Consider the following 21,256-nt stretch of genomic DNA (forward strand, 5'->3'; position numbering starts at 1 on the left):
TATCTCAGTGACAACTTGCAATTTAAAGGACATCGAATAGTCCTTCTGTGTACGCTTAACGTACTGTGAATGATTGATTTCTTTCATAACGCTACTTTTTGTGTAACGCTATTTCAGGACGAGACACTTTATATAAAATAAAAAGGGGATCGAAAGGTTCCCTTTTTTTATGGATTGAATTTAGAAGGACTGATGGATTGATGGATTGGATTGATGGATTGATGGATTGATCAATGCGCTAATGCATGAATGCTTTAATGCTTAATTTCTCTACAACAAAACGGCAAAACAGCAAAACCGATACAAGCGACAAGACTCAAGACATAAAACTTAAAGCTAGGAGTCATTGCCATTGTAGCATTCCATAGCGAAAATTAACTCTGAACCCTGAACTTCGAACTCTGAACTCTGAACTTTGAAATCTGAACTTCTAACTGCTACTCGTACCGCAGCGCTTCAATCGGATCAAGCTTGGAAGCCTTTTGTGCGGGATAATAACCGGAAATAATTCCGACAAAGAAGCATAAGATCACTCCTAAAATGATCCAGGTCCATGGAATAATAAACGATGAACCGATAAGCGAAGACACCAGGTTCCCGGCAATAATCCCCATAACAATTCCAACATAGCCTCCGATTTGCCCAACAACAATAGCTTCAACCAGAAACTGCTGTTTTACCGTAGAACTTTTGGCACCGATCGCTTTACGCACACCAATTTCGCGGGTACGTTCAGTAACCGATACCAACATGATATTCATCAGCCCAACTGCTGCGCCAAGCAAGGTAATCAAGCCGATTATGGTCGCCACAAAAGTGATGTTCCTGATGTTTTCAAGTAGCATGTTCGCGAGGTTATCGCTTTTTTCAATATTGAAATCAGATTCATCCACGGGATCAAGATCACGAACAATACGAAAAGTAGCCTCTGCCTGTCCGATCGCAGCATCCATCAATTCGGGGCGATCGACCATCACCTGCACACCAAAATTCATGTTCGGACGCGAAAAATAGGTTCGTGCGTTGGTGTACGGTATAAAACAAACCATGTCGCTGTTCATTCCAAGGCCACTGCCCTTCTTTTCCAATACCCCGACAACCTTATATTTCCCGCTACCAATACTGATCACTTTACTGACAGGCTCCTCTCCCGACTTAAATAAACGACGCGCCAGTTCACTTCCGAGTAAAACCGCGTTTCTTCCGGATTCAATATCCTGTTCACCAAAACCTCTTCCTTTCCCTATTTCATATCCCGATGTAGCCAGATAATTTTCATCGATGCCGCGCACCGAGATATTCGGATTGGTTTTTTCGGATTCGTATTTTAAAGTCGCAGTTCCGGTACAATTCACGGAGATAGCTGTTTGTGCCGGAAAATCAAAGCTTTCTTTGAATTCCCTGGCTTGATAATAAGAAATGTACGAATAGTTTTTAGCCCGGTATCGTTTCGCCCCGATTTGCACGTTCATTCCCCGGCTGGAAATCGAGAACGTATTGGCGCCCATAAAAGCAAACTCCTTGGTTATGGAATTCTTGATGGAATCGATAGCCGTAAGAATACCAACCAGTGCGGTAATCCCCACTGCAATAATGAGTACGGTTAAAATAGTACGCAACAAATTGCTTCTGATCGATAACAAGGCAATTCGTAAGTTTTCAGCAAAAAGAGTTGTCTGCCGCATAGTACCAGTTTCAGGTAAGTAAAAATAGTAATCTTTCGAGTGTTATCGGTGAACACTCTTTCAAATAATAACCAAAGCTGCTGTATCGTATTATCGATGTATTGGTAGGTACTTTATGGCAATAATTACGTTTGTACATCAATAATTTTGATAAGTTTTCAAGATTTGAAATTAAAGGAAACCAATCGATTAATTGCAAAAAAATTGCTTTATATTCGCACACTTTAATTAGTATAGAAAAGTATAATGTCAAAAATCAAATTAATCGACGATTTAGAGAAGTTCAGTTATTCATTGGGATTAAGCATTGCTGCAAACCTTATTCAATCGGGAGTAAATACCATTCATCCTGATGCATTTGGAGCCGCATTAAAAGATGTTTTCACCGGAGAAAAACCGCAAATTTCACCCGAAGAAGCCAACCATATTCTGGAAGCGTTTGTAGCTCAATCGCAAGAAGGAGACAGCAACAAGAATTTGGAGGAAGGCCAGGCTTTCCTTGCTAAAAATGCCACAAAAGCAGGTGTAATTGTTTTGCCAAGTGGATTACAATACGAAGTTATAAACGAGGGAGAAGGAGATATTCCAACTGCAGCAGACCAGGTAAAATGCCATTACCACGGTACTTTAATCGACGGTACAGTTTTCGACAGCTCAGTGCAACGCAATCAACCCGCAGTATTTCCGGTTAACGGAGTGATTCAGGGATGGGTGGAAGCCCTTCAGCTGATGTCGGTCGGGTCGAAATGGAAACTTTACATCCCGTCGGAACTGGCATACGGAACCAGAGGAGCCGGTGGCGCCATCGGACCAAATTCCGCACTGGTTTTCGAAGTGGAACTACTCGAAATCGTGTAGTCAATAATCGTTCGCTTTCTGATATCGATCAAACTAAAAATTTTAGTAAATATGAAAAATGCAATTCTTTTTTTAGCGATCGTTGCATTAATGATCGCAGCAACATCTTGCCAACCCGGCGGTGCTCCTGACGTTAAACTTGAAACCCGTGTTGACTCGGCAAGCTATGCCATTGGTGTACTTGTAGGCGCTAACAACAAAAAACAACTGGAAGGTGCTCCCGGAGGTAAAGAAATGAATCTTGAAGCCATGGCACAGGCTTTCCGCACTGCTTCTTTGGGTGAAGAAGTGAAAATCTCGGAAGAAGATGCCAACTCAATTATCCAGAAATTCTTCATGGACGAAAACAACCGTGAAGCTCAGGAAAACCTGGAAGCCGGTAATAAATTCCTCGAAGAAAACGGCAAACGCGAAGGCGTTGTAACTACTGAAAGTGGTTTGCAATACGAAGTGTTGACCGAAGGAACAGGCGAAAAACCTGCTGCTACCGACCAGGTACGTGTACACTACCACGGTACTTTGATTGACGGAACTGTTTTCGACAGCTCGGTTGACAAAGGAGAACCTGTTGTATTTGGTGTGAACCGTGTAATCCCAGGATGGACAGAAGCGCTTCAGCTGATGCCTGCCGGATCAAAATGGAAAGTATATATTCCTGCTGATCTTGCTTATGGCGAACGCGGTGCCGGTGGCGACATTGGCCCTAACGCTGCGCTTATTTTCGAAGTGGAACTACTCGAAATTGTAAAAGAAGACAATAAATAGGATTCCAATTTCGGAAATCCTGTTGATAAAAACCCTTTGCCTCGTTCAGGCAAAGGGTTTCTTTTTTATACTTTTGACCTTCATCAACAAGAAAGGATAAAATGGCATTAAGCGTAAAAGGAAAATTACATCAGATTTTAAAGCCTGAATCGGGAGTGAGCCGTGCAGGAAAAGAGTGGAAGAAACAGGATTTTGTCCTGGAAACAGAGGAGCAGTACCCCAGAAAAGTGTGTTTTACCTTGTTTGGAGAAAAGGTTGACCTGCTGAACGGAATAAAAGCAGGCGAAAGTGTGGAGGTTTCCTTTAACCTAGAATCGCGCGAGTTTAACGGACGCTGGTTTACCAATGTAAATGCCTGGAAAATCGACCGTGCTGCGGACGATCAGAATTATCCGGAACCACCTCCGGAATTCAGAATGCATGACATTCCGCCGGAACCGGACGAAGATACAGCAGGCGATCTGCCATTCTAAAAGGAAAGTAATGTATACTACAATAAAAGCCGGAAGTGTGTTGAATGCTTCCGGCTTTCTTATGCGAAAATCTTTGGGTTTAAGTTTTGTTTATACCCATCCTCTTGTCCTTCCCTGCAAGCACTACCCTCTATAAACATCTTCTTCCTGGGATTTGAAGAAAATACGAAAGATTCATAATAAGAAACATGGAATAAAGAATAAGAAATCAGAAAATATTGGCTCAAATCATTCGTTCCCGCCCCTTTTTTTATTCGTTGTTCCTTATTATTTATTTCTTATTTTCTAACTTTTTCAACGTGTAGAAAGGGTAGCTGCAAGGAAGCCTGCCTGCGGAGGCTGGGACGATTGACTGTCGCTAAAAACAAAGTAAAATCGATACCTTGCAAGCCTTCATATTTCTGGAAGCAAATCATCTTTCCCTTCCTGGAAGGGAAAGACAGGAGTGAGGGGAAATAAGCCTTTAAACCACGAACTTTCATTTCTGTTGATTCGCCTGAATCATGCTTGTTTCACTCATTGAAGAACCTAATTATCGCGGGTAAAAACCGGCTTTCCGGGTTTCGACAGACGCGGATTAAAAAGGTATCCCTCCGAATCAAATGCCTGCAGATCTTCCACTTTCTCCACCTTGTTTTCAAGGATAAAACGGGTCATCAATCCCCGTGCTTTTTTGGCATAAAACGAGATCATTTTGTACTGCCCGTTTTTCAGGTCCTTAAATTCCGGAGTAATGATTTCTGCCCCCAGTTTTTTTGGATCGATGCTTTTGTAGTACTCGTTCGATGCCAGGTTGATCAGCACATTGCTTCCCGATTCCGCAATCGCTTCCTTCACTTTGGGCGTAATCTTGCTTTTCCAGAAAGCATATAAATCGGCCGAGCGCTGATATTTCAGCTTGGTTCCCATTTCCAAACGGTAAGGCTGAATCAAATCGAGCGGACGCAGCACTCCGTACAAACCGGAAAGAATACGCAGCTTGTTTTGCAGCAACATTAGCTGGTCTTCGGAAAGAGAGGCGGCATCCAGTCCCTGGTACACATCGCCGTTAAAAGCCAGCACTGCCTGCTTGGCATTTTCGGGCGTAAAAGGCGGTTGCCAGGTTTGGTAGCGTTCGTAATTCAGTTGTCCCAATGCAGCTGAAATGCCCATTAACTCCGAAAGCTGCCGGGGTTTCATCTTGCGCAACGGATGCATTAATTTTTCCGACTCTTCCAGCATATCGGGCTGGGTATAAATTGCAGTGGTAGGAGCTGTTTCAAAGTCCAGCGATTTCGCCGGAGATATTACGATTAACATGATAGTATTGCTGATTATTTGTTTTCAAAATTAACAGGAAAAACGCCGGAAAGTTTACCTGCTTTTTCTTTTAAAGAGCGAAATGATCAAGTCAGCTAAATCCATACCGTAACTTGAATTTCTTTGCCGGTTGCTATGTTCTCCTTCTTTCTGATTTCAGCCTTTAGCGGCAGGAAATAGGTATTCTGTTTGGTGTCGAACCAAATGGCTGTTTTCCATTCGCTGTTCCCGATTTTAGCGGTGGCTTTTAATCTGCCCCACCCTTCTTCTTCCGATCTGAACATATTTCGGATTTCTTCGGCCAGATCTGCAGGAAAAGAAACAAAAAACCATCCTCCCGGCGCCTTGTATTGCCACGGCTCTGCTTTGAATGTGTATTTTACTCCTTTTATCTGCATCGCTGAACATCCATTATTCGTCGTAACCGTGGTACAGGTAAAGTGCGCCGTAGGTCCAGTTGGGCCCTTTCAAACCCGGGAAATTATACCGGTCCATCATCAGTGCAACATATTTGAAAGGATAACCGTCAGGTAACTGAACCACATTGGGCCACACCCGAGTTCCTGCACTTTCATCCCAGGGTGGCAGATCCATATTCAAAGTTCCCACTTCGCGGAGGTCGGGATAGGTGTAAATGAAAATCTCCCGTTCGGAGCTGCCCGAAAAACAATAGCGCGTATCGCCGATCTTTTGAATAGATGTACCCGTTGAATTATGGGCAACCGGTCCGGCAATTCGTTGATAGTTTTTGTTCCATTCATCCGACTCCAGTACCACAGCTTTGTACCCGTCGTTATTTTCGCAGGTGAGTATTCGCCATTTTCCGGCGTCCTCATCCCACAAAATATGCGGATCTTCAATATCGCCAACAATGCCAAAAGGTGCGGCTTTCATCACCGAAAATCCAAAGCGCGGATCTCTTTCACTCTCAACGGCCAGCAGCTGTTTTTTCTCTTTATCCGGAAAAGCATAGGCGCTGAAACCGGTGGTCAGTCCCCGCCATATCTTCTCCTTTCGGTCGAAAAAAAGATGAGAGGCGACTTCGTTTCGTAACAGATCGTCGCCGCGATCGAATACAATAATACCTTCGAGTTTCACATCAAAAGTGGTCGGATTCATACTAAACACTCCCTGCAGATGGTGCGGCAATGCGCGTCCGCGAACCGACATCGTGTACCACAAACGCCCCTGGTCAAGCATCGGATCGCCGTTTTCGTAGGTAACGGCGCGTATGTCGGCCAGCCCCATTCCGGTAGTTATTGCGGCTTCCACTTTATTGACAGCCACCTGCCCTTTCTGAAGTGCAACATACAAATGCGACTGAAAAGCGCGTAAATACTTTTTGTTTCGCAAATCGATGTAGGTATTAAAATCGCTCTGCCCGATTACCTGAGGTATTCCTCCATCGTGCAAATACAGCGTAAAACCGCTCCCGAGCATTTGCAGAATAATGCGGCCTTTCAAACGGGTGGTTTCTCCGGCATTAACAGCGATCGATTGATCCGCAATGGTCTCTGCCCCGCTTTTCACCAGTAGCTTCACCGAAGTAAGCAGCGAATCGGTAAAGCCAATCGTTACCCGGAACTGCTCGCTGTCGCGGGCATCCGAACACTGGAAACCCAATTCGCCGCTGCCCGCGCACGCATTCAGGTCGATAAAATAAGTCGCAAACGGATTAAATCCGCCAAACCAGATCGCGGTTTGTGTTTCATTTTCCGATTGAACCACCAGTTTATTGTCGCGGTATGTAACTTCTGAAGTCTGAGCAGAATACTGTTTTACCGGATGCATCGAAGCCGGGCCAATCACATTGCCGGGATTAAGACTTGCCAGCGGAATCGACTGGCTGTTGTCGAAAAGCATGCGCTGCACGCCCTGACGCACAAAGTTTATTTTATCGGGCGACGGCTGACAACGCGCCACACGATGGAAAGCAGTTGTAAGGGCAAAGAATAAGATTAAGCCGGTTGTAAGTTTTAAAGTCATTTTCTTCTTAAATGTATTATTATCTGCTAAGCTCGCCAATTGTTTCGTTTGGCAGCGGTTTAATGCATCAAATATTTCAGCAATAATGAAAGCCCCTGAATGACAGTTGCAGGAATAATTGCCGTAAGGAAAGCATACACCAGTGAATATTTATTAAAATACGACAGCCCAATTACGAAGATTCGAAAAGCAAAAAACCAAAGCACATAAATCGTCACAGGATGCCGGTAACCAATCAACTCTGAATTGTCGAAAATAATGGCAGGAACAAGTAACACCAGGGCAATTACCAGGTGCACCAAATTGGGGATTAAAGAATAAGCAAGCGCTAATCTTATTTCTTCGATGCTTGCTTTCCCCTGAAAGATTTTTCCTACCCCCCAAACGATATAGGCGAAAACAAATTTCCACATCAATATTCCCATAAGCCCTGAAACGATGAAAGCAAACGGGAGCACTAAATAATAGTTGATTTCCGACGTTTTTGTGACGCTAAACGCCAATGAAAATCCGGCAAACATCGAGGCCAGGAAAAACAAAATGTTTATCATCCTTTCGTTTTCTTTTTCGTCCCGCTCTTCCAGAAACTGAAAGGTCTGCCGGGTTTTGGTCCAGATGGAAAAAATTGGTTTCATTGATCTTTTTTAGTTGTTTAGTTATTTATATGTCTGTGATTAACGGTTGGTAAATGTTATCGTTGCGGACTCCCGTTTCGTAGTTGGCGAACCACCGACCTGCAATATGTACTGTGTTAGCAACTGGGTTTTAATTTTTTATTCTTCAATTGTTTCATTTTTTGTAGTTTTCCCCTTAGCATAAACTTAGAACAGAGTGACTTTTACTATTTTATAAATTGATATTAAGAAATAGATACTAATAGCAAATATTACAAATACAATTATTGAATGAAGACAAATTGATTTTTCGTTAAGCACAAAGTGTGAAATCAAAGACAAAAGAATCAAAGTCGCGCCAGTTAAAAAGAAACAAATTGTTTTATTCTTCAGATGATAATATTTGTCTACTAATTTTTCAATTCGGGATGCACAAGTGAAAATGTCAGGGATAGAAGATCCTTGTAATACTCCTTTGAAAAGCAATTCACATTCCGAGTATAAACAATGAGCTAAATTTTTAATGTTTTTGGGTTCAAAGTCAGTCATTGCTGTAGAAAACTGTGAAACAATCAGGTCAGTCTCACTGAGAGCACTTTTGTAATAATCTGGATTTATGGTTTTTCCAATATTTACATTTTCGACCACAAATAATGACCACTTCTCAATTGAATTTATTAAAAATTGAAATTGAAAAATTATAAACACTACTGCAAAACCAACAAGAGTAGCGGCTATTTGAGTCACTGTACTATAAAAGTAAATAAAGATTGTAAATTGTTCTGTATCCATAATTGCTTGTTTTTAACCTTATTGCTAACGTACTTGCAAGCGCATGCTACACTTACACCCTATTCGCTATCTCTTGTGTAACTTATTGTTATTTTCAGAAATACTGTTTAAAGGACTTTGAGCTTTGTTCAGCGTAGTTTTCAATGTATTTGGTTTATATCGATTTATAGTTTTCTAAAAATAAACATAATTTCTAATTTCTGTCCGAAGTGGATGAAATAGATTTCACCAAAAGCTTACCCGGTCAGACGTTGAGAATCCGATTATTTCGTCAGGAATAACGATCCATCACAAAACAACTTTCTCGGCCGGACGAAATATATACGTTTACTAACCGGCGCTTTGCACCGGGTTATTGATATTCGACACCTTCAGTGTCGGTTTATATCATCACTCAGGGAAAGGGAAACATCATAAGCGCGGGTAAACGATCCGTCCGACAGCTAATGAACGGAGAGGGCAAAGAATCGCTTTTCTGATTGTTGTCATGGGCAACGGCTTGTCCGACGATTTTTTCATCTCATTGACACGGTCAACGGCATACCTGACAAATTTTTCGAGTCATTGACACGGTCAATGGCATGCTGGACGATTTTTTCATGTCATTGACACGGTCAAAAGCACCACCGAACAATTTTTCATCTCATTGACACGGTCAACGGCTTGTCCGATGATTTTATCGGGTCAGTTCATCCGAAAGATGAAATAAGGAATAAGATATCAGAAAATATTGGCTCCAATTATTCAGTTCCCCGACACTTTTTATCGCCATTTCTTATTCTCCAGCTTTTTCAAATTTGTGCTTAGAGGGTAGCTTTTTAACGGGCTCCTGGCTACTCGTAAATTCTCACACCCCGCGACGAAAACGAAACGCCCTGTTCGCCGTAGGTAGAAATCATTACTGCCTCGATCAAAGGCGGATTTTTCTTGTCCTGTGCGGCCCAGTCGAACACAAAATTGGCGCCCGAGCCCCCTTCGCGGTCGGCTTCGGCAATCACAATCTCAACGGTTTCCATGGGTAAAACATAAATCGGCGCTTTAATGTATTCCCTGATTTTGTCGCCTTTGGTATTGTAGTAATCACCCCGCAGAATAAAAACAGTATCGGCCGGCGAAACATTGCGGATGCTGACGGTAACTGTCAGGTCGTAAGTGCGGCGTTCGTGCACGTGGTAAATGTGCGAGTAAATGGGCAGGTAGGTTTTGCCGTGTTCCAGGCTGTCGGGAATGGGCAAGGCAGCTTCCCGTCCCGAGATTTTGTATTCTTTCGGAATGGCTGCTTTTTCCCGGTTACAGGAAACAAGCGCCAACACCAGCGCGAAACAGGCAAGCAGTTGTCTCATACGATCACTTTTTAGTGTAAAACGATGCGTTTCCTACAAATCTACTAAATCCGGAAATGAAAAGGATCAAAACCGATCAGAAAAAGAATGGCTGCAGCGCACATACAATAGCCATCGGCTTGCTATCCCAGGGCCACATCGAGCAGCATCATGGTGGCAAAGCCGATAATGGCGCCCACGGTGGAAAGGTCGGTTTCGTTGCCCGATTGCGACTCGGGGATCAGTTCTTCGACCACCACAAAAATCATGGCTCCGGCAGCAAACGAAAGCGCGTAGGGCAGCAAAGGCTCGATGCTTAAAACCAGGTAAGCTCCCAGCACGCCGGCAATGGGTTCCACCACGCCCGACATCTGACCGTAATTAAAGGCTTTCAGACGCGAGAATCCTTCGCGCCGCAAAGGAATCGACACCGCCGCGCCTTCGGGAAAGTTTTGCAAACCGATACCAATGGCCAGCGCAATAGCTCCGGCCAGCATTCCGGCATCGGGGTTATTGGCCAGCGCACCAAACGCCACACCCACCGCCAGTCCTTCGGGAATATTATGCAAGGTGATGGCCAGCACGAGCAACACACTTCTTTTCCACGAAGTTTCAATTCCTTCCGCTTTTTCGCGCGGTAATCCCAGGTGAAGGTGAGGCAGAATTTTATCGACCGCCAAAAGAAAGGCACCTCCTGCCAAAAAGCCAACTACGGCAGGTACCCAGGGCGTTGTTCCGCTTTCTTCTGCCATTTTAATGGCCGGATTCAGCAGCGACCAGAAACTGGCTGCGATCATTACCCCCGAGGCAAAACCCAGCATCGAGTTGAGTATTTTTTTCCTGATGGTTTTAAAGAAAAACACCATTCCCGCTCCCAGTGCGGTTAAAAACCAGGTGAACAAGGTTGCTCCGAGAGCCAGTAAAATCGGATTATAATCCAGGAGTTTTTCGATCCACATCGTTTCGTCTCTTAAAAATTAATAGCACACAAAAATAGCGGAGATCTTCTTTGCTCCGATCTCCGCATCAGGTTCTTCCGGCATTCTTTTATTTAACTTCATTTACCTCCAGAATAACACTCGCATTTCGCTGGCTCATGTTCGGATTAACACCTACTTTCATGAGGAAATCACCCGAATAGGTTTTCGTTGAATCAATCCGCGATCTTGCACCCGGATACACATTCAACTCTTTTACGGTGTATTTTTTATTTCCGTCGAGACCGGCAAATTTAACCGGCAACCTCGAAGCGGTTTCCATGTAGCGGAAATTCACCAGGTAGTTGAACACCACTGCACGACTTTTATCCTTGCTGACATACATCAGCGCAGCAAAATTGTTTTCGTACGGATTTACCAAACGATAGAGATCGCCGTGCCAAACCACGTCTTTAAACGAGTTGTAATTCTGAACGGCTTCCTGCGCAAACTGCAAGTCTTTTTCGTTGAGCTCATGCGCCACAATATCAAAACCAAGCTTGCCCATGCTGGCAACATCCACGCGGTATTTTAGCGGAAGCTTGCTCCAGTCGGTAACGTGGCAATCGGTAACAATCGACGGAAAGAAATACGAGTAATTCCACTGCATGAACACGCGTTCCAGCGGATCGGTATCGTCGCTTGGCCAGAATTCAGTAAAGTATTTGAACAGCTCGTAATCGCCACGGCCGCCGCCGCCCGAACACATCATGATCGGGACTTCTGGGTATTTCTCACGAACGCGTTCCATTACTTTGTATAAGCCTTTGGTATATTCGATGTAAAGGTGCGTTTGCGGAATGTTTTTCTTTTCGAGATAAGCAGAATGCGCGTTGTAGATCACCGAGTTGCAATCCCACTTAATAAACGCCAGTTCCGGACTGTCGGTAAACAACTTGTCGACAATGCCAAATACAAAATCCTGTACTTCGGGATTGGACAGATCGAGCACCAGCTGGTTTCTGAAATATTTTTCGGGGCGCTCGGGTTGCCGAATCACCCAATCCAGATGATTCTCGTACAATTCACTTTTGGGATTCACCATTTCCGGCTCAATCCAGATACCGAATTTGATGCCTTCTTTGGTGGCTTCCGATACCAAATGACCGATTCCGTTCGGAAGCTTAGCTTTGTTTTCCTGCCAGTCGCCCAACCCGGCATTGTCGCTATTTCGTGGGTATTTGTTGGCAAACCAGCCGTCGTCGAGCAAAAACAGATCAACACCCAAACTCTTTGCATCTTTAAAAAGCGCGGTGATTTTGTTTTCATCAAAATCGAAATACGTGGCTTCCCAGTTGTTCAGCAAAGTCAAACGCTCGCCGTTTCCATCCAGCACGCGGTAATCTCTTGCCCAACTGTGCAGGTTGCGGCTTGCTTCGCCCGTTCCCTTGTGCGAAACCACGTACACCAGCGAAGGTGTTTTAAAGGTTTCTCCGGGCTGCAAAGTATATTCCGAGGCAAAAGGATTTATTCCTGCAATAAAACGCAGGTTATCGTGCGAATCGATCTCGAAATCGTAGCGAAAATTCGAACTCCAGGCCAACTGTCCCAAAACAACAGTACCGGTATTCTCAGCTGCTTCGTTATCCAACGAAAGAATAAAATTGGGCGACTGCAACAAATAGGCGCGTGTGCCGAGTTTGCTATCGATCGATTTGATTCCGCGGGTAAGTTTCTCCTCGTTCCGCTGCATTTCCTTCGCCCACTCGTTTCCGTAAGTGGTCAGGTAAAAATCGTTTCCGGTAAAAAACAGGTTGGCAGAGGCAAACTTTTTCAGCACAACTGCCTTTTTCTGGTTGTGCTCAATTTCAGTCCACTGTTCAATCACATTCTCATCGGTCCAGGCTTTGTAAAAAAGCTTTACCTCGAACTGATACAGCGCATCTTCCAGGTTGATCACCGTAAGCATTGCATTGTCATCAGTCTTTTCCTGCGTATGACTAACATATTTCAACTCCAACGACGTATTCCCGTCGGATTGCACCACCTCAATGGCCGGTTCCACCAGGTTCCAGGTTCCGGCGCTTGTGTAAGCAGCATTGTAAATTCCGGCGTTGTTATCCCGCAAATTAAACTGGGAGGCCACGTCCTTGTATTCAGCTTCGTTCTGAAGAGGTTCGCCAAAATACACGGTATTCAGACGCCCTTCCCGCGAAGGGTGCAACAACATCAGGTTACTTTTTGTGGAGATGGGGACAATTACATCCTGCGCTTGCAGACCCACTGCAAATAAAGCACAGAACATGATAAGCAGTATTCTGTTCATAGTATTAGATTTGATCGTTTATGACACACGAAGATAGAAAAGAAAGCAGCGATTAAAAAGATTCGCGCCGGATAAAAGAAGGATTGATTGAGCAATCCTCTTAACCCGGGATCATACCGTTTTACATGCTTTGCTGAAGCGCCGAAATTGCCTGCTGCAAAGCGGTTTTATCCTGCTCCGAAAGTCTGTCAGTTTTTAGCGCGTCGGCATACAACTTTATTGCGCCGTCTTTGTTCCCGTCTTTCAAATAAATATCGGACAGAAACTGAACGTTCCTCAAATCACCGGGATTCAGTGCAAGTGCTTTTTTCAGGTTGCTTATAGCAGCTGCCTTTTGTCCGTTCTGCAGCTGGTAGAACGCCAGCGTGTAAACGATGCTGCCATCCTCCGGTCTTATTTTATAGGCGTTTTCGGCATATTCGATGGCCTGTTTCAGATCGCCGCGCTGTGCTACAATTACACTCAGGTTTTTGGCAGCCACGGCCTGCTCTTTCGGGTTGGCTTCATACGCGGTTTTCAATGCTTTTTCAGCTTCGTCCATTTTTCCCTGCTCGGCCATTAAAAGCCCCAGGTTGAGGTTGGCCGCTTCGTTGCGGGGATCGAACTTAATGACGTTGCGCAGGTTCTCTTCTGCTTTCGCCGGGTTGCCAATGTAAGAATACAGTACACTGCTGTTGATTAAAGGCAAAATGGATTCGGGATACAAACGGATGGCCGTTTCGTAAGCCCCCAGTGCCGCCTGTACATCTCCCTTATTTTGATGATAAAGCCCGAGGTTGTAATGATTGCTCCAGTTGTCGAGCCGCGAAGTCATCGACGTTACATATTCTTTCTCGGCAGCAGCAATTATGTTTTTCTGATCGGCGCTAAACAGGTCTTCCGGAAAAGTTAAAATGGCATTTGCCGCCTGTATGCGCACCAAACGAATATCATCCTGACAAGCTTTTAACAGTGCAGCTTTTGTCTTGTCGTTCACCATTCCGCCCAGGCCATAAGCTGCCGACGAACGTACCAGTTCCGATGGGTTGTTCAGCGCATCCATCAATACCGCTGCCTTTGATTCATCGGGGTAATTATTCAATAGTCGAATCAGAGAGTTGGCTACCACATCGTCGGTTTCGGGATTCCGAATCAGCGCGAACATCTTGTCCACATTCTTCCATTCCAGTTCGCGGGCTTCCTTTATCAACTGTGCCCATTTCAATGTTTCTTCCTGGTAATTTCCGTTTTTACGCGCTTTTACAATTTTATTGGCCCACTCGGGCGATTTATCTTTATGACACTGGTTGCAGGCGTTGGGCGATCCAAAGCGGATGGTAGCCTCGGGCATGGGTGGCCTGAACGAGTGATCGCTGCGCAGGAAATGCCCCACAAATTCGCGCTTGGGCATGTGGCAACTCAAACAAGTCAATCCTGCTGATGCCGGATGCCCGGTGTGTTCGGCCAAATCATCATTACGTTTACCATGGCATTTCAAACAGGCTTGATTTGGATCATCCTTAAAGCGGTTACGACCACTGGAGGTGTGGCAGGAAACACAGTGTAATTCACTTTTTTCGGTACAAGAATTCATCATCCAGCCCGTGAGCGTATAGTTTTCACCCAAATCGCGCCCGTCGGGATAAAAATCACGGTCTTCGAGCGTGGTCACGTTGTAATTATCAAAAAACTTGTCGCCCGGCATATAACTGGGTGTAATGGGTTGCATTTTGGAATGACAGGTAGCACAGGCATCGTTGTTCTGTTCTTTTGTAAACACCGATGTACTTATGAGGCCCAGCTTTTTAGCCTTTTCGCCTTCTTTCAGGTTCTTGAAAATACGAACATGTTCGCCTGCCGGTCCGTGACAGGTCTCGCAGTTAATCCCCGGTTCTTTCCAGGTGGTATGGTAAGTGTCGGTTTCCAAATCGAAATTGGTACTTAGCTGACTGATATGACAACTGTAACACCCGGTATTAAACGCAAACTGATCGTCTTTCCAGGGCAAGGCCTCATCTGCGGGAGAATTGTCGTTAAAATGACGAACACCCGACTCAGGGTAGTTAAACCATTTTTTTGCATTGGCATCGTACGCCAGGGGAATATTCTGAAGTTTACCTTTTTCAAACGGTGTCAGAAAACAGTACACATTATGTCCGCCCATGGCCCAGATTACATCGTACGTGGCAACCAATTCATTACCCTTGCGCTCGTACATGACCATGGTTGAATCTTTAAACTCCACCTGAAACAGGTTCCCTTCCATGTCAATCGGCTGGCTGTCGGGCAACTGATGCTTTGCAATAAATTCGGCATTTACGGGCATCATCGCCTGCGCATGGTACGACGGCGACCACAGCTCATAAAACTTCTCGTGGCATTCTTTACAACTCTGCGAGCCCATAAATTCCTCATCGGAATTGGGTTGCGCACCTCTTTGTGTGCATGAGAACAGGGTAAATACAGTGATTACGCCCACTATCCAATTTTGCCGGTTCATTCTTCTCTTTTTGGTTTCTGACACAGCAAATATTGCATTTTCTGGTGAAAGAATGAATTTAATTTAGCTGCCGCACTGTCGCTTAGCCGATTCCTTTTTATTCGGCAGGAACGTCCAGCATCCCCCATTTCGTGAGTAAAGTCCGGCAGGCTCTTGTATCGTATCCGCTTTCTCCAGCTGTTGCTCCGGTGGTATTGGATTGATAACGTGCCTGTACCAATTGCTGCAGTTTGGGTGACGATGCCTCCATCGCGCTCACACTGTTCAATGCAAATGTCCGGTCGACTGATGTATAGCTGACAGTATCCGCCATAATGCGTTCATAGGTCGACAGCGCTGTCTCTTTGTCGCCTGAACGGTATAATGTTTCAGCCGCCAGCGTGGCAACCGCACCCGATTTATCCTGAGTGGCTACCCTGATCGCCTCCAGGTAGGGTTCCACCTCATCGCGATGAATCAGTAATCCAAGCACTCCCCAGTAACGTATGGCGCTGTTGTCGCTTTTCAGGTTTTCGAGATAAGCTGCCAGAAAATCATCGCCTGCGGTGGTGGCCAGTTGTGCCGCCTCCAACAGCTGTTCAAACGGACAGGCATCAGAACGCATGTAATCGTACAAAGCTCCGTCGCCGGCAAATTCGGCATATTCCGGTTCCGGGATCAATCCCACATCTTTTACCTCGCGCATCCAGCGGGTAAGCTCCTTTCGCATTCGGTTCAGCACATCGGCATAGGCAGGCTCATTGGCCAGATTATTGATTTCCCAGGGATCATTTTCGGTATCATAAAGTTCTTCCAAGGGTTTTTCAAGAAAAAAGCGGCTTTGAACTTCGTTGGTTTCACCTGCTTTAAAAGCATCTTCCCAAGCCTGAGCGGATGGCGCTTTAAAAAGATAGTCGATGTGTTGCATCGAAATCCGGAAGGGCATAAAATTGCGGATGTACCGATATTTCTGATCGCGCACGGCACGCACCATGTCGTAGCACTCATCCATCCGCTGACGTGTCATATAGGCATATTCGGGATCTTCTGTTTTTTGATCGCCCAGAAAAGCATCTCCCTGTAAATATTCAGGGACTTCAACTCCTGCAATACTCAAAAATGTGGGTATCAAATCGACAAAACTAACGATACGATCAACAGCTTCGCCGGGCCGGGCAGGCCAGAGCTTTTTATACTTTTCAGGAATTCGGATGATAAAAGGAACACGCGTTCCCGTTTCATAAACATAACGCTTGCTGCGTGCCAAAACACCGCCATGGTCGCCGTAATAAATCACAATGGTATTTTCAGCTTCACCACTTTTTTCCAGTTCCTTTAGTAGCTCACCAATCTCAGCATCCATTTGCTCGTTACGGTCGTAATATTGCGCCCAATCGTGGCGGATAGCCGGCAAATCGGGATGATAGGGAGCAATTTCCACTTTCGCGGGATCGTGCTTTAATTCGCTTGCCGGAATTTGATTGTGAATCATACTTTCATGCGTTGTGGTATTGCTGAAAACTGCGAAAAACGGCTGCCCGGGAGCCCGGTTTTTATACGTTGCTTTTCGGCTGCGATCGTCCCAGATCGCATTCCAGTCGCCCGAATAATTGTAATCGGTTTTTACGTTGTTGGTACAGTAATACCCGGCTTCCCTGAAATATTCAGGATAGGTTTTCACAATTTCCGACTTGGCATATTTACTACGCATGTGCTCGTTGCCGTTAGAAGCTGCATAAACTCCCGTAAGAATTGTATTTCTGGCGGGAGCACAAACCGGACAATTGGCGAAGGCATGTGTATACATGAAGCCTTCGGAAGCCAGCTTGTCGAGATTAGGAGTAGTGGCCATCTCGTTACCGTAACAACCCAGGAAATAAGCGCTGTTATCTTCCGAAGTAATCATTAAAATATTAGGAGGTGGAAGCTCCGCTTTTTGATCTGCGCTGCACGAAACAAGATACAGTGTCATTAAGAACAATAATTGCAGAAGTAGAAAGTTTGGAGCAAAACAGCAGGTTGTTGGTTTACGTTTCATTTCAAATAAAATATTGGATATTAATAGCTTTGAACGAACAATAACAAATGTAACCAGAAATACAATACAGATTTTATGTAAATTAGCTGAAATTTGCAGCACTATGAAAGTAGGAATTTTAAGAGAAGGAAAAACACCGCCCGATAAAAGAGTACCGCTAACACCGGAACAATGTGTGGAAGTGATGGAGAAATTTCCAACGGTTAAAGTGGTGGTTCAACCCAGTCCAATCCGAAGTTTTAAGGATGAAGAATACACGCAATTGGGGATTGAACTGCAGGAGGATTTGAGTGACTGCAATGTTTTACTGGGTGTAAAAGAAGTCCGTATCACAGATTTTATTCCGGGAAAAATTTACCTGTTTTTCTCTCATACGATCAAGAAACAAGCCTACAACCGGAAGTTGCTGCAAACCGTTTTGGAGAAGAATATTCAGTTAGTGGATTATGAGGTCTTGACCAACAAGGAAGGTTTCCGTATAATCGGTTTTGGGCGTTTTGCCGGACTGGTGGGTGCTTACAACGGACTGCGTGCTTTTGGGTTACGAAACCAATTATTTGATTTAAAACCGGCACATCAGTGTAACGACCTGGCTGAAATGCTGCAGATACTTGATGGGATTCAACTGCCCCCGGTTAAAATCGCGGTAACAGGAGACGGAAGAGTGGCAGGAGGAGTACTGGAGATATTGAATCATATGAAGATTGTTCGGGTTAGTCCTGCCAGTTTTCTGAATGAAACAGCACCCAAAGAAGCGATTTACACACAACTGCTACCCAACAATTATGCTCGCAGAAAAGACGGTGAAGCCTTTGAACTGATGCACTTTTTCAACCATCCCGAAATGTATGAAAATGCGTTTGAGCCTTTTACAAAAGCTACCGATCTGCTGATTGCAGCGGCTTACTGGGATCCAAAAGCACCTGTACTCTTTACGGTTGAAGATGCCCGAATGGAAGATTTCCGTATCAGCGTAATTTCCGATATTACCTGTGATATTGAAGGATCCGTTCCAACAACAAAACGGGCCTCGACTATCGACGATCCGTTCTACGATTACAATCCGGAAACCGGTGAACTGGAAGCTGCTTTTTCAAGTCAGTCAAACATTTCGGTGCAGGCGGTCGACAACCTTCCGTGTGAATTACCCAAAGATGCCTCGCTTGACTTTGGCCGAAACCTCATCGATAAAGTTTTTCCAAGTTTATTTGGCGAAGATACCGACGGTATTATTCAGCGGGCTTCGATTACGAAAGACGGGCAACTTACCGGGCGCTTTGTTTATTTACAGGATTTTGCGGAGGGGAAGTGAGCCACAGTAATTTGTAGAGATTGATAGTGAATTATTGTAATTGGTTGTTGACTGATGATTCGTCACAGTTGGCAGTCGCAGTCTCAGAGCACAGTCCTCTTTTGGGGTAGTTGCAATTTGGCAATTCCACAATTTTGCAGTTTCTCGGTTTGCGATTAAAGCATTTATTCATTACTCAATCCGTTAACAAGCCAGTCCTTCAAACCTTCTCCCCTTCAGTCCTTCATAAAAAAACGCCGATCATTCCGTCTGTTGACGGATGACCGACGCTGTTTTACTAATCCTTGACCAGATTTTGCTGAACAATTTTATTTAATCAATTCAACACTTCGTTTTACAAATTTGTCGAGGTCGGCTCCTTTCAACAAACCGTTGGCCAGCAACGCCAGGTCAACCATTTGTTTGGCCAGTTTATTGCTTTTGCCAAATTCAGTCAGCTTTCCTCTTTTTTCTTCTTCCAGTTTGACCAACTCGCTGTTCAGAGTATCCAGCTTTTCTTTGTCGGCTTGCGGAACTTCTTCGTCCTTTTTGCCTTCTTTGGCTTTTTCCAGACCAGCGATTTCCTCCTTTTTCACTTTAACAGAAGCTGTCAATTCTTCGAGGTTTTTACCCAGTTTTTTATCCTTGGCATCCAACACTTTCTTCACCAATGGATGCGAAGTATTCACCACCAAACTCAGGTTTTCGGGCATATCGCCATAGAAGCTCATTCCGCCCTGCATCGCACTCATGTCCTTCATCCGGCGCATAAACTCGTTACGCGTAATTACCATTGGCGATCCGCTTTCACCCAAATCCTTGAAGTCAACGATAAAAGAATAATCTGTGGCTTCCGGACAAACTGCCTGAAAGATCGGTGACAATTCCTGTTTCTGTTCCCACGACAACTCTTCTTTCGCTGAATCTTCTTTTCTGATCAGGTGCTCCACCACATCCGAGTCAACACGCACAAAACGTTTGTCTGTATACTGTTGCTCAAATTTATTGATCAGGTGAGGAGTCAGTACATCATCCAGTACCAGCACATCGTACCCTTTATTTTTGGCTTCTTCCACAAAAGTATACTGTTCGGTTACGTTGGTGGTGTACAGATAAATGGTGTTATTGTCTTTGTCGGTCTGGTTCTCTTTTACCAGCTTTTCGTATTCTTCCCAGGTAAAATATTTATTCTCCGCATTTTTCAGCAGAAAGAAATTCATGGCCCTATCGTGGAATTTTTCTTCCGTCAGCATTCCGTATTCGATGAAAATCTTCAGATCGTCCCATTTCTTTTCGAACTCCTCGCGATTATCTTTAAACAACTGGTGCAAACGATCGGCTACTTTTTTATTGATGTGACTGCTGATCTTTTTCACGTTTGAATCGCTCTGCAAATACGAACGCGAAACGTTCAACGGAATGTCGGGCGAATCGATCACACCGTGCAAAAGTGTCAGGAATTCGGGAACGATGCCTTCCACCGAGTCGGTAACAAAAACCTGGTTGCAATACAACTGGATTTTATTTTTCTGAACCTCAAAATTGCTTTTGATTTTCGGGAAATAAAGGACACCGGTGAGGTTAAACGGATAATCCACGTTCAGGTGAATGTTAAACAGCGGCTCTTCGCCAAACGGGTACAACTGACGGTAGAAGTTCTTGTAATCTTCGTCTTTCAGGTCTGCCGGAGCTTTTGTCCACGCCGGTGTTGTATCATTTATCTGGTTGTCCTCCTCAGTATCTACCTGCTTTCCGTCTTTCCAGTCTTTTTTCTTTCCGAAAACCACCGGAATCGGCAGGAACTTACAGTATTTATTCAGGATTTCTGAAATCTTCTGGTCATCGAGGAAACCTTTTTCCTCTTCGCTGATGTGCATTACAATGTCAGTTCCAACACTGCCTTTTTCCACATCTTCGAGTGTATACTCCGGACTTCCGGTACAACTCCATTTCACTGCCTTTGCCCCGTCTTTGTACGATTTGGTGATGACATCCACCTTTTCAGAAACCATGAACGAGCTGTAAAAACCCAATCCAAAATGACCGATAATGGCATGGGCATCTTCTTTGTATTTATCCAAAAACTCGTTGGCGCCCGAAAAAGCGATCTGGTTAATGTATTTTTCCACCTCTTCGGCTGTCATACCGATACCGTTGTCAGAAACAGTAATGGTTTTGGCTTCTTTGTCGAGTTTTACAACCACTTTTGCTTCGCTCAAATCGCCGCTGTACTCACCTTTCGAGGCCAGTGTTTTTAGCTTTTGAGTCGCATCAACGGCGTTCGAGACAATCTCGCGTAAAAAAATGTCGTGGTCAGAATAAAGAAATTTCTTGATTACCGGAAACAGATTTTCGCTGGTAACTCCAATTTTTCCTGTCTGCATATTCATTATCGTTTTATGTTATTTTTCGTTTACGACGGGCAAAAAGTC

At 44.6% G+C, this 21,256-nt stretch carries 16 protein-coding genes; 4 read left to right on the forward strand and 12 right to left on the reverse strand.

Annotated elements, in window-relative coordinates; all coding sequences use genetic code 11:
- Positions 1-437 precede the first annotated feature (437 nt).
- Complete coding sequence (locus MR764_RS16595; RefSeq protein WP_247980568.1) at positions 438-1,685, reverse strand: ABC transporter permease; 1,248 nt, start codon at positions 1,683-1,685, stop codon at positions 438-440.
- 246 nt (positions 1,686-1,931) lie between these two features.
- Between MR764_RS16595 and MR764_RS16600 the strand changes: the two genes are divergently transcribed.
- The 3 genes from MR764_RS16600 (at position 1,932) to MR764_RS16610 (ending at position 3,781) form a co-directional block, all read left to right on the forward strand.
- Positions 1,932-2,543, forward strand: coding sequence for an FKBP-type peptidyl-prolyl cis-trans isomerase (locus tag MR764_RS16600; protein ID WP_247980569.1), 612 nt, complete (start codon positions 1,932-1,934; stop codon positions 2,541-2,543).
- Between the two features lie 51 nt (positions 2,544-2,594).
- Positions 2,595-3,308 carry an FKBP-type peptidyl-prolyl cis-trans isomerase gene (locus MR764_RS16605; RefSeq protein ID WP_247980570.1) on the forward strand — a complete coding sequence of 238 codons (714 nt, stop codon included), beginning with the start codon at positions 2,595-2,597 and terminating at the stop codon, positions 3,306-3,308.
- Positions 3,309-3,409: 101 nt separating this feature from the next.
- The gene (locus MR764_RS16610) at positions 3,410-3,781 is read left to right on the forward strand and encodes a DUF3127 domain-containing protein (RefSeq protein WP_247980571.1); all 372 of its coding nucleotides are present in this window, start codon (positions 3,410-3,412) and stop codon (positions 3,779-3,781) included.
- A 528-nt stretch (positions 3,782-4,309) separates the two neighbouring features.
- Here the strand turns inward: MR764_RS16610 and yaaA are convergent.
- The 10 genes from yaaA to MR764_RS16660 form a co-directional block, all read right to left on the reverse strand.
- Entirely contained in the window at positions 4,310-5,080 is a 771-nt protein-coding gene (gene yaaA / locus MR764_RS16615; RefSeq protein WP_247980572.1) for a peroxide stress protein YaaA, read from the reverse strand.
- Positions 5,081-5,175: 95 nt separating this feature from the next.
- Positions 5,176-5,478, reverse strand: a complete 303-nt coding sequence (locus MR764_RS16620) for a DUF1905 domain-containing protein (protein ID WP_247980573.1) — start codon at positions 5,476-5,478, stop codon at positions 5,176-5,178.
- A gap of 13 nt (positions 5,479-5,491) precedes the next feature.
- Positions 5,492-7,066 carry a hypothetical protein gene (locus tag MR764_RS16625; protein WP_247980574.1) on the reverse strand — a complete coding sequence of 525 codons (1,575 nt, stop codon included), beginning with the start codon at positions 7,064-7,066 and terminating at the stop codon, positions 5,492-5,494.
- Positions 7,067-7,125: 59 nt separating this feature from the next.
- Positions 7,126-7,701, reverse strand: coding sequence for a YIP1 family protein (locus MR764_RS16630; RefSeq protein WP_247980575.1), 576 nt, complete (start codon positions 7,699-7,701; stop codon positions 7,126-7,128).
- A gap of 186 nt (positions 7,702-7,887) precedes the next feature.
- Positions 7,888-8,472 carry a hypothetical protein gene (locus MR764_RS16635; RefSeq protein ID WP_247980576.1) on the reverse strand — a complete coding sequence of 195 codons (585 nt, stop codon included), beginning with the start codon at positions 8,470-8,472 and terminating at the stop codon, positions 7,888-7,890.
- 833 nt (positions 8,473-9,305) lie between these two features.
- Complete coding sequence (locus tag MR764_RS16640; protein ID WP_247980577.1) at positions 9,306-9,815, reverse strand: DUF3124 domain-containing protein; 510 nt, start codon at positions 9,813-9,815, stop codon at positions 9,306-9,308.
- Between the two features lie 122 nt (positions 9,816-9,937).
- Positions 9,938-10,753, reverse strand: a complete 816-nt coding sequence (locus MR764_RS16645) for a ZIP family metal transporter (RefSeq protein ID WP_247980578.1) — start codon at positions 10,751-10,753, stop codon at positions 9,938-9,940.
- Positions 10,754-10,841: 88 nt separating this feature from the next.
- Entirely contained in the window at positions 10,842-13,037 is a 2,196-nt protein-coding gene (locus MR764_RS16650) for an alpha-galactosidase (RefSeq protein WP_247980579.1), read from the reverse strand.
- A 121-nt stretch (positions 13,038-13,158) separates the two neighbouring features.
- Positions 13,159-15,516: an ammonia-forming cytochrome c nitrite reductase subunit c552 gene (locus MR764_RS16655; RefSeq protein WP_247980580.1), complete on the reverse strand. Its 2,358-nt coding sequence runs from the start codon at positions 15,514-15,516 to the stop codon at positions 13,159-13,161.
- 97 nt (positions 15,517-15,613) lie between these two features.
- Positions 15,614-17,467: a sulfatase gene (locus tag MR764_RS16660; protein WP_247980581.1), complete on the reverse strand. Its 1,854-nt coding sequence runs from the start codon at positions 17,465-17,467 to the stop codon at positions 15,614-15,616.
- 169 nt (positions 17,468-17,636) lie between these two features.
- On the opposite strand from MR764_RS16660, the gene MR764_RS16665 reads away from it, so the two are divergent.
- Positions 17,637-18,845, forward strand: coding sequence for an NAD(P)-dependent oxidoreductase (locus MR764_RS16665; protein ID WP_247980582.1), 1,209 nt, complete (start codon positions 17,637-17,639; stop codon positions 18,843-18,845).
- Between the two features lie 308 nt (positions 18,846-19,153).
- On the opposite strand, the gene htpG is transcribed toward MR764_RS16665, so the two are convergent.
- Positions 19,154-21,208, reverse strand: a complete 2,055-nt coding sequence (htpG, locus tag MR764_RS16670; RefSeq protein ID WP_247980583.1) for a molecular chaperone HtpG — start codon at positions 21,206-21,208, stop codon at positions 19,154-19,156.
- Between the last annotated feature and the right edge of the window lie 48 nt (positions 21,209-21,256).

Origin of the sequence: Maribellus sp. YY47 (assembly GCF_023111095.1) — a bacterium.
GTDB lineage: Bacteria > Bacteroidota > Bacteroidia > Bacteroidales > Prolixibacteraceae > Draconibacterium.